The sequence below is a fragment of the Streptomyces sp. NPDC052023 genome, assembly GCF_044548465.1.
Taxonomy (GTDB): domain Bacteria; phylum Actinomycetota; class Actinomycetes; order Streptomycetales; family Streptomycetaceae; genus Streptomyces.
Map to the genome: position 1 here is coordinate 250,047 of NZ_JBIUBW010000002.1, position 13,371 is coordinate 263,417.

Here is a 13,371-nt window from a genome sequence, read left to right on the forward strand (position 1 = left end):
CAGCAAGCGCAGCGCTTACGCAGCGATGACCTCGATGTTGACCTTGGCGGCAACCTCGGGGTGCAGACGGACGGACGTCTCGTGAGCGCCCAGCGTCTTGATCGGCGCACCGAGCTCGATACGCCGCTTGTCGACCTCGGGGCCACCGGCAGCCTTGATCGCCGAGGCGACGTCGGCCGGGGTGACGGAACCGAAGAGACGGCCGGCGTCGCCGGAGCGAACGGCCAGACGGACCTTGACGCCCTCGAGCTGGGCCTTCACCTGGTTGGCCTGCTCGATGGTCTGGATCTCGTGGATCTTGCGAGCACGACGGATCTGCTCGACGTCCTTCTCGCCACCCTTGGTCCAGCGGATAGCGAACTTCCGCGGGATCAGGTAGTTGCGAGCGTAACCGTCCTTGACGTCGACGACGTCGCCCGCGGCACCGAGGCCGGAGACCTCGTGGGTGAGGATGATCTTCATGAGTAGGTCACCCTTCCCTTATCGCGCGGTGGACGTGTAGGGCAGCAGCGCCATCTCACGGCTGTTCTTCACGGCCGTGGCGACGTCACGCTGGTGCTGCGTGCAGTTGCCGGTCACGCGGCGGGCACGGATCTTGCCGCGGTCGGAAATGAACTTCCGCAGCATGTTCGTGTCCTTGTAGTCCACGTACGTGACCTTGTCCTTGCAGAAAGCGCAGACCTTCTTCTTCGGCTTGCGCACAGGCGGCTTCGCCATGGTGATTCTCCTGTGTGATCAAGAAGTGTGGGTGCGACCCACCTTCGGCCGTGAGGCCTAGAAGGGGGGCTCGTCCGAGTAGCCGCCACCGCTGCCGCCGGAGCCACCGCCCCAGCCGCCGCCACCGCCGCCGCCCTGATTGCCACCGGCAGGAGCGCCGGTCGCCCACGGGTCGTCGGCGGGCGCGCCGCCACCCTGCTGGCCGCCACCGGGGCCACCGCCCCAGCCGCCGCCACCCTGCTGGCCGCCACCGCCGCCGCCGTAACCACCCTGGCCACCTCGGCCGGTGGTCTTGGTGACCTTGGCCGTGGCGTTGCGCAGGCTGGGGCCGACTTCCTCGACGTCCAGCTCGAAGACCGTGCGCTTGACTCCCTCGCGGTCCTCGTAGGACCGCTGCTTCAGCCGGCCCTGCACGACGACGCGCATGCCTCGCTGGAGCGACTCGGCGACGTTCTCCGCCGCCTGGCGCCAGACCGAGCAGGTCAGGAACAGGCTCTCGCCGTCCTTCCACTCATTGGTCTGACGGTCGAAGGTGCGGGGCGTGGACGCGACACGGAACTTCGCGACCGCCGCACCGGAGGGGGTGAAGCGCAGCTCGGGGTCGTCGACAAGATTGCCGATGACCGTGATGACGGTCTCGCCTGCCATGGGGGAACCTCTCGGCGGGTTTGCTGCTGGCTGCTGGTGGTGCTACTCGAATCCCGGGATCAGCTGAGTGGAAGCTCAGTGGGTCTCGGGACGGAGGACCTTGGTCCGGAGGACCGACTCGTTCAGGTTCATCTGGCGGTCGAGCTCCTTGACGACCGCAGGCTCGGCCTGCAGGTCGATGACCGAGTAGATGCCCTCGGGCTTCTTCTTGATCTCGTACGAGAGACGACGACGGCCCCAGGTGTCGACCTTCTCGACCTTTCCGCCGCCGTCACGGACGACAGAAAGGAAGTTCTCGATCAGCGGGGAGACAGAGCGCTCCTCGAGATCGGGGTCGAGGATGACCATCACCTCGTAGTGACGCATGTGGAACCCACCTCCTTTGGACTCAGCGGCCACGGTCGATCCGTGGCAGGAGGGTTGTGATGCGTACGCAACGGTATCGGCCACCACTGACATTCGGATGCCCTTGTGGGGGCTTCCTGACATGGCCTGGGCAGACACCGGTGCAGACGGTACAGACTACCCGCACACCGGCTTCCGGTTGAAATCCGTCCGGGGTGGCCGACAATCTGTACACGTCGGGTGTGTATGGCGCTACGATGCGCCGTTTTCCGCAGGAGGTGCCCCATGGCACAGGCATTGCGACCCAACACCGCCGGATCCCTTCTCGCCACCGACGGGCGGCCTCATCCCGTCCAGGACGCGCTGCTCGCGGTGACCCTGCTACTCGGAGTGGTCTCCTTCATCACGGCGATGTTCCACAGCCTTCATCTGATCAGCTCCTGGACCGGCCTGGTGGGAATCCTCACCGGGGCGTACGGCCAGTGGATCTCGGAGACGACCCGCGAACGTTTCGGACTGGTGCTGGGGCTCGGCGCCTCGGCCGTCGGTTTCTTCCTGGGCATGGCCCACGGTGGGCTCTTCGGCGGACTGTTCTGACCCGCCGGGGCACACTCATCTGACCCCGCGCCGAGCCCTTCGGGGCCCGGCGCCCACCGTCACGGCCGTGACAGGCCGGGGCGAAGGACCCGTACGCCCAGTGAGGGCGCTCGTGGGGCGCAGTAGGCTTCGGCGCGAGAGCCGGAGCCCCTGAACCCATGGGGACACACCAGCCCGAGGAGCGCCCCGAATGAGTCTGACCCTGAGGACCATCAGTCGAGAGCAGCATCTGGCCTATGTCCAGAGCCTGCCGTCGGCGAGCCACATGCAGGTCCCGGCATGGGCGGACGTCAAGGCGGAATGGCGTGCGGAAAACCTCGGCTGGTTCGACGAGCGGACCGGCGAACTCGTCGGCGCGGGGCTCGTTCTCTACCGCCAGCTGCCCAAGATCAAGCGCTACCTCGCCTACCTGCCCGAGGGGCCGGTCATCAACTGGTTCGCGCCGAATCTGGACGACTGGATCCAGCCGATGCTGGCGCACCTCAAGCAGCAGGGCGCGTTCTCCGTGAAGATGGGCCCGCCGGTGATCATCCGGCGCTGGGAGGCCGCGTCCATCAAGAAGGGCATCCAGGACCCGGACGTCAAGCGCCTGCGGGACATCGAGGCCGACTTCATCGAGCCGCGTGCCTTCGAGGTCGCCGACAAGCTCCGTCGTATGGGCTGGCAGCAGGGTGAGGACGGGGGCGCCGGATTCGGCGACGTCCAGCCCCGCTATGTGTTCCAGGTGCCGCTGGCGAACCGGTCGCTCGAAGAGGTCCACAAGGACTTCAACCAGCTGTGGCGCCGCAACATCAAGAAGGCCGAGAAGGCCGGCGTCGAGGTCGTCCAGGGCGGTTACCAGGACCTGGAGGAATGGCAGCGGCTGTACGAGATCACGGCCGTGCGTGACCACTTCCGGCCCCGCCCGCTGGCGTACTTCCAGCGCATGTGGACGGCCCTCAACAGCGAGGACCCCAACCGCATGCGGCTGTACTTCGCCCGCCACAACGGGGTGAACCTGTCCGCGGCCACGATGCTGATCGTCGGTGGGCACGTCTGGTACTCGTACGGCGCCTCCGACAACATCGGCCGTGAGGTCCGGCCCTCGAACGCGATGCAGTGGCGGATGCTGCGCGACGCCTACGCGCTCGGCGCCACCGTCTACGACCTGCGCGGCATCTCCGACTCGCTGGACGAGTCGGACCACCTCTTCGGTCTGATCCAGTTCAAGGTCGGCACGGGCGGGCAGGCGGCCGAGTACCTCGGCGAGTGGGACTTCCCGCTCAACAAGCTGCTCCACAAGGCCCTGGACATCTACATGTCCCGCCGCTGAGCGGGGCCGGCCCCGGCCGTTCGCTTCGACAGCTCCGATCGCTTCCACACCTCTGATACACCGCAGCCACCAGAAAGGTTCCAGGTCCGGCCATGGCGCTCACGCTCTACGTCGACACCGCGCGCTGGCGGGCGCACCACAAGCACGTGCAGGAGCAGTTCCCGGGCCTCGTCCCGGTCTGCAAGGGCAACGGCTACGGCTTCGGGCACGAGCGCCTGGCGGAAGAGGCCACCCGGCTGGGCTCGGACGTCCTCGCCGTGGGCACCACGTACGAGGCCGCGCGCATCAAGGACTGGTTCGGCGGTGACCTGCTGGTGCTGACGCCGTACCGGCGCGGCGAGGAGCCTGTGCCGCTGCCCGACCGCGTCATCCGCTCGGTCTCGTCGATCGACGGCGTCTACGGCCTCGTCGGCGCCCGTGTGGTCATCGAGGTCATGTCCTCGATGAAGCGGCACGGCATCAGCGAGCAGGACCTGCCGCAGCTGCACTCCGCCATCGAGAACGTCCGGCTGGAGGGCTTCGCCATCCACCTGCCGCTGGACCGCACCGACGGCTCGGACGCCGTCGAGGAGGTCATCGGCTGGATGGACCGGCTGCGCGCAGCCCGGCTCCCGCTGCACACGATGTTCGTCAGCCACCTCAAGGCCGAGGAACTCGCCCGTCTGCGGCAACAGTTCCCGCAGACCCGCTTCCGCGCCCGGATCGGCACCCGGCTGTGGCTGGGGGACCACGACGCCACCGAGTACCGCGGCGCGGTCCTGGACGTCACCCGTGTCTCCAAGGGCGACCGTTTCGGCTACCGGCAGCAGAAGGCGGCGTCGGACGGCTTCCTGGTCGTCGTGGCGGGCGGTACGTCGCACGGAGTGGGCCTGGAGGCCCCCAAGGCGCTGCACGGCGTCATGCCACGCGCCAAGGGCGTCGCCCGGGCCGGCCTCGCCACGGTGAACCGGAACCTCTCGCCGTTCGTCTGGGGCGGCAAGCAGCGCTGGTTCGCCGAGCCCCCGCACATGCAGGTGTCCATCCTGTTCGTCCCTTCGGACGCCCCGGAGCCGAAGGTCGGCGACGAGCTGGTGGCCCATCTGCGCCACACCACCACGCAGTTCGACCGCATCGTCGACCGCTGACGGCACCGGCCTCCCCCTGACAGCCCGAAAGGCCGTACACGGCGTCTCCGTGTACGGCCTTTCCCTTGACTGCCCTGCACCTACGGCATCCTGAAAACCTGTTCGCTCACAGCGAACCCCCGCTCGCCTTGCCCTTGCCCCACTCGACCTGAGGCCCTTCGAATTGGGCCGCGTGCCGGGGTGGATGGGCAGCGGCCCCGAGAACGAACACGTCCTCCGCCCCGTCGAGCACACCTCCGGAGGGGTCGTCCTCGCCGTTGCGGCGCACCGGATCCCGGTCCGGCATGAGGATGTCCCGCACGACCAGGACGCACAGATACAGGGTGCCCAGCAGGTGCACGGCGATCGCCCAGTGGTAGCCGTCCGTCGGCAGTCCCTTGTGGGCGTCCCCGCTGGTCGTGTACGCGAGGTACATCCAGATCCCCAGGAAGTACGCCACTTCGCACGCCTGCCAGATCAGGAAGTCCCGCCATTTCGGCCGGGCCAGAGCAGCCAGCGGGACCAGCCACAGGACGTACTGCGGGGAGTAGACCTTGTTCGTGAGGATGAACGCCGCGACGACCAGGAAGGCCAGCTGGGCGAAGCGCGGCCGGCGCGGCGCGGTGAAGGCGAGTGCCGCGACGCCGACGCAGCACAGCAGCATCAAAAGCGTGGCGAGCGTGTTGACCGTCTCGGTGCTCAGCGGGTCACTGGAGTTCTGGACCAGGATCAGCCAGAAGGATCCGAAGTCGACGCCCCGCTCCTGGCTGAACGTGTAGAACTTCGACCAGCCGTCGAACGCGAAGAGCATCACCGGAAGGTTCACGACCAGCCAGGCGACGGCCGCGCCCGACAGCCCCCTGCCGAGATCCCGCCACTTGCCCGCACGCCAGCAGAGGACGAACAGCGGGCCCAGCAGGAAGAGCGGATAGAGCTTGGCGGCCGTGGCGAGCCCCAGGAGCACCCCGAAGGCGACGGAACGGCCCCGGGACCACATCAGCATCGCCGCGGCCGTCAGAGCGACCGCCAGCAGGTCCCAGTTGATGGTGGCGGTCACGGCGAAGGCAGGCGCCAGGGCGACCAGCAGACCGTCCCAGGGACGCCGGGCGTGCGTCCGGGTCACGCAGACGGCGATGACCGCCACGCAGACCATCAGCATCCCGGCGTTGACCATCCAGTACCACTGCTGCTGGTCCTGGATGCTGCCGCTGCCGGGCGTGATCCAGGAGGCGACCTCCATGAACACTCCGGTGAGCACCGGGTACTCGAGGTACTCCATGTCGCCGGGCAGCCTGTCGAAGTACGGCACCAGCCCTTCGGCGAAACCGCGCCCGCTGTACAGGTGCGGGATATCCGAGTAGCACGCGTGCGTGTACTGCGAACTGGCGCCGAAGAACCAGGCGCCGTTGTAGCAGGGCGCCTTCTGGACCAGCCCGAGGGCGAACATTCCGATCGCGACGAGCGTGATCACGCGCACCGGGGTCCACCAGGACGTTCCGAGCAGGGCACGCCTTCCGAGGGGACCGCCGATCAGCTCACTGCCACTCGCGGCGACCTCGTCGGCCGTAGTGGGCCGCACCACGGCCGGCTCGCTCCCGCTCGCTTGCGTCGTCTCTGCACTGGGCATGGGGCACATCCTGCCGTACGCGTCTGGGAATACGTCGTGGGCCGCCGCACCTGAGCGGTGCGGCGGCCCACGTTTCACGTGAAACAACCATCTTGTTTCACGTGAAACACCCGTCGTGGGCGATACGGCGGCTAATTGTCCGGGCCCCCGAAAAGGTTGCCTCCGTTGTTGTTGCCGTTCCCGCCGTTGCCGCCGTTGCCGTTCTCCTCGCCGGTCTCCGTGGGCCCGGGCGATGCGGTGACGCCGCCATCGGTGCCGCCGACGTCCGCACCACCGTTCTCCGAGCCACCGATGTCCTCGCAGTCCCAGTCGAAGGGCTCACAGGTGTCACTCGGCGAGGGTGAGGGGATGGTCTCGGACGCCGTGGGAGTCGGTGTCGGCGACGGACTCTCCTCCTCGGTCTCCGTGACTACCGGCGTCGGCGACGGCAGCGGCTCCTCGTTGATCACCTCACCGATGGGCTCGGGAACCGGGAACTTCTCCGGCTTCTGGCCCTTCAGGGCCTGCTCCATGTAGTCGTGCCAGATCTCGGACGGGAACGAGGCACCGTGGATCGACTTCTGGTTGCCCGTTCCGTACATCTCGAGGAACGTGCGGTTCTTGATGCTTTCGTCGTCGGGGTACCGGAACATGCTGATCGCGGTCGACAGCTGCGGCGTGTACCCGACGAACCAGGCGGACTTGTTGCCGTCGGTGGTACCGGTCTTGCCTGCCACCTCCCGGCCCGTCAGCGCCGCGTTGGTGCCGGTGCCGTCCTCGACCACGGTCTTCAGGACGTCGGTGACGTTGTCGGCCACGTTCGCGGCGAAGGCCTGCTGGGCCTTCGTCTCGTGCTCGTAGAGCGTGCCGTCCTTGTCCGTGACCTTCTGGACGGAGTACGGGTCATGCCTCTTGCCGCTGGCCGCGAAGGTGGCGTACGAACCGGCCATGCGGATCGCGCTGGGGTCGGAGGTGCCCAGGGAGAACGACGGATAGTCGATGCCCGCCAGGCTGGTCTCCAGGACGCCCGCGTCGACGGCCGCCTCCTTCACCTTGTCCAGGCCGACGTCCATGCCGAGCTGCACATAGGCCGAGTTCACCGAGTACTGCATCGCCTCACGGAGGTCGATCTTGTAGTTCGGTGCGTCGCCAAAGGTCTCGTCACCGTCGTTGACCTGCAGCCACTCCTTGCCCTTGTCGTCCTGCCAGACCGTCTTGTCGTAGTTCTCGATCTTGAGCTTGTTCTTGCCGCTGTACAGGCTCTTCGGTGAGACGACGGTGCGTTCGTCCTGTGCCTGCGTGGGGCCCAGATCGGGATCACGCACGCCCCACTTCATCGCGGCCGCCAGCACGAACGGCTTGAACGTCGAGCCGACCTGGGCACCGGTCTCGTTGGCGTTGTTGGTGAAGTGCTTGGTCGCGTCCTCACCGCCGTAGATGGCCACGATGGCGCCGGTCTTCGGATCCACGGAGGCGCCACCGAACTGGACGTGCGTATCCGTCTTGGGGCGCTTCTTCGGATCGATGTTGGCCTTCTGGACCTTCTTCACCGACTTCTCGAGCTGGTCGATCTTCTTCTTGTCGAAGGTCGTGTAGACGGAGAGACCACCCTCCCGGAGCTTGCGCTCGGTGACGCCGGTCTTCTCACTGTTGTTGACCAGATAGCCGTTGGCCAGGTCGACGAGGTAACCGATCTGCCCGCTCAGTGCCCTGTTGGCCCGAGGGTTCTCGACCTTCGGGAGCTTGGTGTGCTTCGCCCGTTCCGCGGCGTCCAGATGTCCGTACTCGACCATCTTGTCCAGCGTGTCCTGCATCTGCCGCAGGGCCCGCCTCTGGTTGGCTTCCGCCGTGGCAGCAGGGTCGATGGACGTGGCGCCGGCCGGGTCGTAGTACGTGGCGCCCTTGAGCATGGCCGACAGGAACGCGCACTCGCCGGCGTTCAGGTCGACGGCGTCCTTGTTGAAGTACGCACGGGCGGCCGCCTGGATCCCGAAGGCGCTGCGGCCGTAGTACGCGGTGTTGAGGTAGCCCGCCATGATGTCGTTCTTGGGGACGGAGGCGCCCACCTTGATGGAGACGAAGAGCTCCTTGAACTTACGGGCGACCGTCTGCGACTGGTCGTCCAGCATGGCGTTCTTGACGTACTGCTGGGTGATGGTGGAACCACCCTGCGTCTCGCCGCCCCGGGCCATGTTGAACACCGCGCGGCCGATGCCCTTGGGGTCGATGCCGCTGTCCGTCTCGAAGGTCTTGTTCTCCTGCGAGATGACCGCATATCGCATGTTCTTGGGGATCTGCGACAGATTGATGATCTGCCGGTTCGTCTCCCCGCCCGTGGACACCATCTCGGAGCCGTCGGACCAGTAGTAGACGTTGTTCTGGGCTTTCGCGGTATCGGCGACGTTCGGGACACCCACCATGGCGTACCCGATGCCCGCTACGGCCACCATGCTGCCGAGGAAGCCCAAGCACGTGCCGGAGACGAGCTTCCAGGACGGCACCCAGCGACGCCAGCCGTACCGGCCGGCACGCGGGTAGTCGATGATCCGCTTCTTGCCGGAAGCCGCTGCGCGCCCCCGGCCCGGTCCAGCCGCACTCGCGCGCCGACTGCCCCGGCCGGGCTCGGCTGCTCTGCGGCGACTGCCACCACTTCTCTGTGCCGCGCGGCGCGCTTCGGCGCGGCCGCCGTACGGCCGCTCCTCGGCTCCCGGCCCAGAGGAACCCGACCCGTACGCGTCGGAAGGAGACCCGGTGGCGCCTCGCGGAGCCGCACGGCGGCCGGAGGACGAACCGGACTGGCCGCGTCGGGCCGCGGCACGTCCGCCTCCCTGCGGCTGCGGCGGTTTGCGACGGTGCTCGCTCATCGAACGACTACTCCTAGGGCAGGCGCACCCTGGCGCGCCTGGAAACGGCGGCTGGTTTCCGGTCCCCCCGAAGTACGGATGTGGTCGGTTCCGCATTCACCCGTACTGCACCGGGGACAAGGACGCCCCCAGAGGCAACTTGGTTCCCGGTGGTGTGCATGCCGCACAGACTACGCAGCACCAAAACGCGCCTAGTCCAGAAGTTCACCCCAAAACAGGCAAGTTGCTTCCTACGAATCAGTGATGTGACGCCGCTCACGATTCCCCCTCTTGTCGCAATCGAGGGGCCGTTCTATCGTCGTGATGTATCGAGTCGATACATCAGCTCGACATAAAGACCGTGACGGCCCGACCGCAGCAGAGAGGAGGCGACCATGAGCCGGCGCTCCGGGATCCTTGAGTTCGCCGTACTCGGCCTGCTCCGCGAATCTCCGATGCACGGCTACGAGCTGCGCAAACGACTCAACACGTCACTGGGCGTGTTCCGGGCGTTCAGCTACGGGACGCTTTACCCCTGCCTCAAGACGCTGGTCACCAACGGCTGGTTGATCGAGGAGCCGGGGAACACCTCCGAGGACGCCCTCGCCGCTCCCCTCGCCGGACGCCGCGCCAAGATCGTCTACCGGTTGACGGCGGAAGGTAAGGAGCACTTCGAGCAGCTGCTCGCGCAGACGGGCCCGGATGCGTACGAGGACGAGACCTTCGCCGCCCGGTTCGCCTTCTTCGGCCAGACCTCCCGTGACGTACGCATGCGCGTGCTGGAGGGACGCCGCAGCCGGCTGGAGGAGCGTCTGGAGAAGATGCGCACCTCCCTCGCCCGCACCCGGGAGCGCCTCGACGACTACACCCTTGAGCTCCAGCGCCACGGGATGGAGTCCGTGGAGCGCGAAGTGCGCTGGCTGAACGAGCTCATCGAGAGCGAGCGGGCCGGGCGGGACCTTCGCGGTTCCGCCACCGGGGGGTCCGCTCAGCAGGACACCACATCTGGAGCGTCGGGCGACCTGCCCCGGCCCGGGGACACCTCCCGGCCGGATTCGCCCGGCGACACCGCCATGTGAGGTCCCTGTCAGGGCCTCACCGAGTACACACAGGGAGCAACCGGAATGGGTTCGGTTCGCGTAGCCGTCGTCGGCGTGGGCAACTGCGCCGCGTCGCTGGTGCAGGGAGTCGAGTACTACAAGGACGCCGACCCGGCGTCCAAGGTCCCCGGCCTGATGCACGTCCAGTTCGGCGACTACCACGTCCGTGACGTGGAGTTCGTCGCCGCGTTCGATGTCGACGCGAAGAAGGTCGGCCTCGACCTCGCGGATGCCATCGGCGCCTCCGAGAACAACACCATCAAGATCTGCGACGTGCCCAGCACGGGCGTGACGGTCCAGCGCGGCCACACCCTGGACGGTCTCGGCAAGTACTACCGCCAGACCATCGAGGAGTCCGCCGAGGAGCCGGTCGACGTCGTCCAGATCCTCAAGGACAAGCAGGTCGACGTCCTGGTCTGCTACCTGCCCGTCGGCTCCGAGGACGCGGCGAAGTTCTACGCCCAGTGCGCCATCGACGCCAAGGTCGCCTTCGTCAACGCCCTCCCGGTCTTCATCGCCGGCACCAAGGAGTGGGCGGACAAGTTCACCGAGGCCGGTGTGCCGATCGTCGGTGACGACATCAAGTCCCAGGTCGGCGCCACCATCACGCACCGCGTCATGGCGAAGCTGTTCGAGGACCGGGGCGTCGTCCTGGACCGCACGATGCAGCTGAACGTCGGCGGCAACATGGACTTCAAGAACATGCTCGAGCGCGAGCGCCTGGAGTCGAAGAAGATCTCCAAGACGCAGGCCGTCACCTCGCAGATCCCCGACCGGGAGCTCGGCGAGAAGAACGTCCACATCGGCCCGTCCGACTACGTCGCCTGGCTCGACGACCGCAAGTGGGCCTACGTCCGCCTCGAGGGCCGTGCCTTCGGTGACGTCCCGCTGAACCTGGAGTACAAGCTCGAGGTCTGGGACTCCCCGAACTCGGCCGGTGTCATCATCGACGCCCTGCGCGCCGCGAAGATCGCCAAGGACCGCGGCATCGGCGGCCCGATCCTCTCCGCGTCGAGCTACTTCATGAAGTCCCCGCCGGTGCAGTACTTCGACGACGTGGCCCGCGAGAACGTCGAGAAGTTCATCAAGGGCGAGGTCGAGCGCTAAGCGCTCACCTCATTCCGGGCAGAGGGTCCCCGAGGCAGTGCGCCCGGGGGCCCTCCCCGTATGTGAGGCTGTGCCCATGGCCGTCGTACGTGATCTACGCGTCCTGCTCCGCTTCCGGAACTTCCGGCGCCTGCTCGCGGTGCGGCTGCTCTCCCAAGGCGCCGACGGCGTATACCAGGTCGGACTCGCCACCTACGTCGTGTTCTCCCCGGAACGGCAGACGTCGCCCGCCGCGATCGCCTCGGCCATGGCGGTCCTGCTCCTCCCGTACTCCCTCGTGGGCCCGTTCGCCGGCGTCCTGCTGGACCGCTGGCGCCGCCGCCAGGTCTTTCTGTACGGCAATCTGCTGCGGGCCCTGCTGGCCTCGGCGACGGCCGTCCTGACGCTCGGCCAGGCCCCGGACTGGCTGTTCTACGTCTCCGCCCTGTGCGTCACCGCCGTCAACCGTTTCGTCCTCTCGGGCCTGTCCGCGGCGCTGCCCCGCGTGGTCGACGAGGACCGTCTGGTGATGGCCAACTCCCTCTCCCCGACCGCGGGGACGCTGGCCGCGACCGCCGGCGGCGGCCTCGCCTTCGTCGTACGACTGCTGATCGCGGACTCGGACGCCGCCGTGGTGCTCCTGGGCGCCGCGCTGTACCTGTGCTCGGCGCTGGCGTCGCTGCGTATGGGACGAGAACTGCTGGGCCCCGACAAGGCGTTGGTGCAGCCGCGGCTGAGAGCCGCGCTCTCCGGTACCGTGCGCGATCTCGTGGCAGGCCTGCGTCATCTCGCCGCGCCCGCACGGCGGGAAGCCACCTGGGCGCTCGCGTCGATGACGCTGATGCGGTTCTGCTACGGCGCCCTGACCGTCATGCTGCTGATGCTCTGCCGATACGCCTTCAGCACGAACACCGACGACGGTCTCGCTCTGCTGGGCCTGGCGGTCGGCATCTCGGGGGCCGGCTTCTTCGCTGCGGCGGTACTGACCCCATGGGCTGCGGGACGCTTCGGTCCCGGGCGCTGGATCGCCGTCTGCGCCGCTTCCGCCGCCGTCCTGGAACCCGCCCTCGGGCTCCCCTTCGCCACGGAGCCCATGCTGGCCGCTGCCTTCGTCCTGGGCCTGACGACGCAGGGCGCGAAGATCTCCACGGACACCCTCGTGCAGTCCTCCGTGGACGACGGCTACCGGGGCCGGGTCTTCTCGCTCTACGACGTGCTGTTCAACGCCTCCTTCGTCGCCGCCGCCGGTGTGGCCGCCCTGATGCTGCCCCCGGACGGACGCTCGGTTCCCCTGGTGCTCACGGTCGCAGCGATCTACGCCTCGGTTGCGGTGGCTATGGCCCGCTCTGAACACCGGTGAGTATCACATCAGAGAAACAGAGTCACTCCTGGGTTCGAAGTTGTCAGTGGGGCGCTATGGCTTACGTGGGTCTTACGCGCGGCAGCCGCGCATCCACACGTCCAGATTTCTTGGGGGACCCATAAGTGACCACTCCGCCGCCCCAGGGCAACCCCTTCGCGCAGGGCCAGCAGCCGCAGGGCCAGAACCCGTTCACGCAGGGCCAGACTCAGGCTCCGTTCCCGCCGCAGGGTGGCTTCCCCCAGCAGCAGGGCGCCCCGTATGCCCCGGTCCCGCCGGAGCAGCCGCGCCGCAAGCTGAGCTTCAAGACGATCAAGAACGTGGTCATCGTCATCGCGGTACTGACCGCGGCCATCGGCGGCTACATCGCCAGCCGGGACGACGCCGATCAGGCCGCCGTGGGTGACTGCCTGAAGTCCGCCTCATCCTCCACGGACCGCATGGAGGTCGTGGACTGCACCTCCTCCGAGGCCGAAGTCAAGGTGCTGAAGAAGGTCGACGGCCACTTCACTGAGATTACTGCCGAGCCCGCGTGCCGCACGGTCGAGAACGTGACCGGGTACTACGCCGAGACGGGTGACGGGACCGAGTTCCTGCTCTGCCTCGGGAACGCCTGATCCGACTCATGCGAAGAGGGGCGATGTTTCACGTGAA

13 protein-coding genes are annotated in these 13,371 nt (G+C 67.5%); 7 read left to right on the forward strand and 6 right to left on the reverse strand.

Features of this window, described 5'->3' with window-relative positions; genetic code table 11:
- Positions 1-15: 15 nt before the first annotated feature.
- The 4 genes from rplI to rpsF all read right to left on the reverse strand — a co-directional run bounded on the left by rplI (position 16) and on the right by rpsF (position 1,731).
- Entirely contained in the window at positions 16-462 is a 447-nt protein-coding gene (gene rplI, locus ACIHCM_RS05260) for a 50S ribosomal protein L9 (RefSeq protein ID WP_399889354.1), read from the reverse strand.
- Positions 463-480: 18 nt separating this feature from the next.
- Complete coding sequence (gene rpsR / locus ACIHCM_RS05265; protein WP_003949403.1) at positions 481-717, reverse strand: 30S ribosomal protein S18; 237 nt, start codon at positions 715-717, stop codon at positions 481-483.
- 57 nt (positions 718-774) lie between these two features.
- Complete coding sequence (locus ACIHCM_RS05270) at positions 775-1,365, reverse strand: single-stranded DNA-binding protein (protein WP_399889357.1); 591 nt, start codon at positions 1,363-1,365, stop codon at positions 775-777.
- 75 nt (positions 1,366-1,440) lie between these two features.
- Positions 1,441-1,731: a 30S ribosomal protein S6 gene (gene rpsF, locus ACIHCM_RS05275; protein ID WP_019324683.1), complete on the reverse strand. Its 291-nt coding sequence runs from the start codon at positions 1,729-1,731 to the stop codon at positions 1,441-1,443.
- 264 nt (positions 1,732-1,995) lie between these two features.
- Here rpsF and ACIHCM_RS05280 point away from each other — a divergent pair, with 264 nt between their 5' ends.
- From ACIHCM_RS05280 to ACIHCM_RS05290, 3 genes are all read left to right on the forward strand, one after another.
- Positions 1,996-2,307, forward strand: a complete 312-nt coding sequence (locus ACIHCM_RS05280; RefSeq protein WP_399889360.1) for a hypothetical protein — start codon at positions 1,996-1,998, stop codon at positions 2,305-2,307.
- A gap of 190 nt (positions 2,308-2,497) precedes the next feature.
- Positions 2,498-3,619 (forward strand): peptidoglycan bridge formation glycyltransferase FemX, encoded by a 1,122-nt coding sequence (gene femX / locus ACIHCM_RS05285; protein WP_399889363.1) that lies wholly within the window; start codon positions 2,498-2,500, stop codon positions 3,617-3,619.
- A gap of 92 nt (positions 3,620-3,711) precedes the next feature.
- Positions 3,712-4,743, forward strand: coding sequence for an alanine racemase (locus ACIHCM_RS05290; protein ID WP_399889366.1), 1,032 nt, complete (start codon positions 3,712-3,714; stop codon positions 4,741-4,743).
- A gap of 106 nt (positions 4,744-4,849) precedes the next feature.
- On the opposite strand, the gene ACIHCM_RS05295 is transcribed toward ACIHCM_RS05290, so the two are convergent.
- Both ACIHCM_RS05295 and ACIHCM_RS05300 read right to left on the reverse strand, forming a co-directional pair.
- The gene (locus ACIHCM_RS05295; protein ID WP_399889369.1) at positions 4,850-6,358 is read right to left on the reverse strand and encodes a glycosyltransferase family 87 protein; all 1,509 of its coding nucleotides are present in this window, start codon (positions 6,356-6,358) and stop codon (positions 4,850-4,852) included.
- Positions 6,359-6,480: 122 nt separating this feature from the next.
- Positions 6,481-9,192 (reverse strand): transglycosylase domain-containing protein, encoded by a 2,712-nt coding sequence (locus tag ACIHCM_RS05300; protein WP_399889371.1) that lies wholly within the window; start codon positions 9,190-9,192, stop codon positions 6,481-6,483.
- Between the two features lie 374 nt (positions 9,193-9,566).
- Between ACIHCM_RS05300 and ACIHCM_RS05305 the strand changes: the two genes are divergently transcribed.
- The 4 genes from ACIHCM_RS05305 (at position 9,567) to ACIHCM_RS05320 (ending at position 13,334) form a co-directional block, all read left to right on the forward strand.
- A complete protein-coding gene (locus tag ACIHCM_RS05305; RefSeq protein ID WP_393113995.1) occupies positions 9,567-10,250 on the forward strand; it encodes a PadR family transcriptional regulator in 684 nt (227 codons plus the stop codon).
- A gap of 45 nt (positions 10,251-10,295) precedes the next feature.
- Positions 10,296-11,378: an inositol-3-phosphate synthase gene (locus tag ACIHCM_RS05310; protein WP_399889376.1), complete on the forward strand. Its 1,083-nt coding sequence runs from the start codon at positions 10,296-10,298 to the stop codon at positions 11,376-11,378.
- A 76-nt stretch (positions 11,379-11,454) separates the two neighbouring features.
- Positions 11,455-12,717: an MFS transporter gene (locus ACIHCM_RS05315; protein WP_399889379.1), complete on the forward strand. Its 1,263-nt coding sequence runs from the start codon at positions 11,455-11,457 to the stop codon at positions 12,715-12,717.
- 125 nt (positions 12,718-12,842) lie between these two features.
- Positions 12,843-13,334, forward strand: coding sequence for a hypothetical protein (locus tag ACIHCM_RS05320; RefSeq protein ID WP_399889382.1), 492 nt, complete (start codon positions 12,843-12,845; stop codon positions 13,332-13,334).
- Positions 13,335-13,371 lie beyond the last annotated feature (37 nt).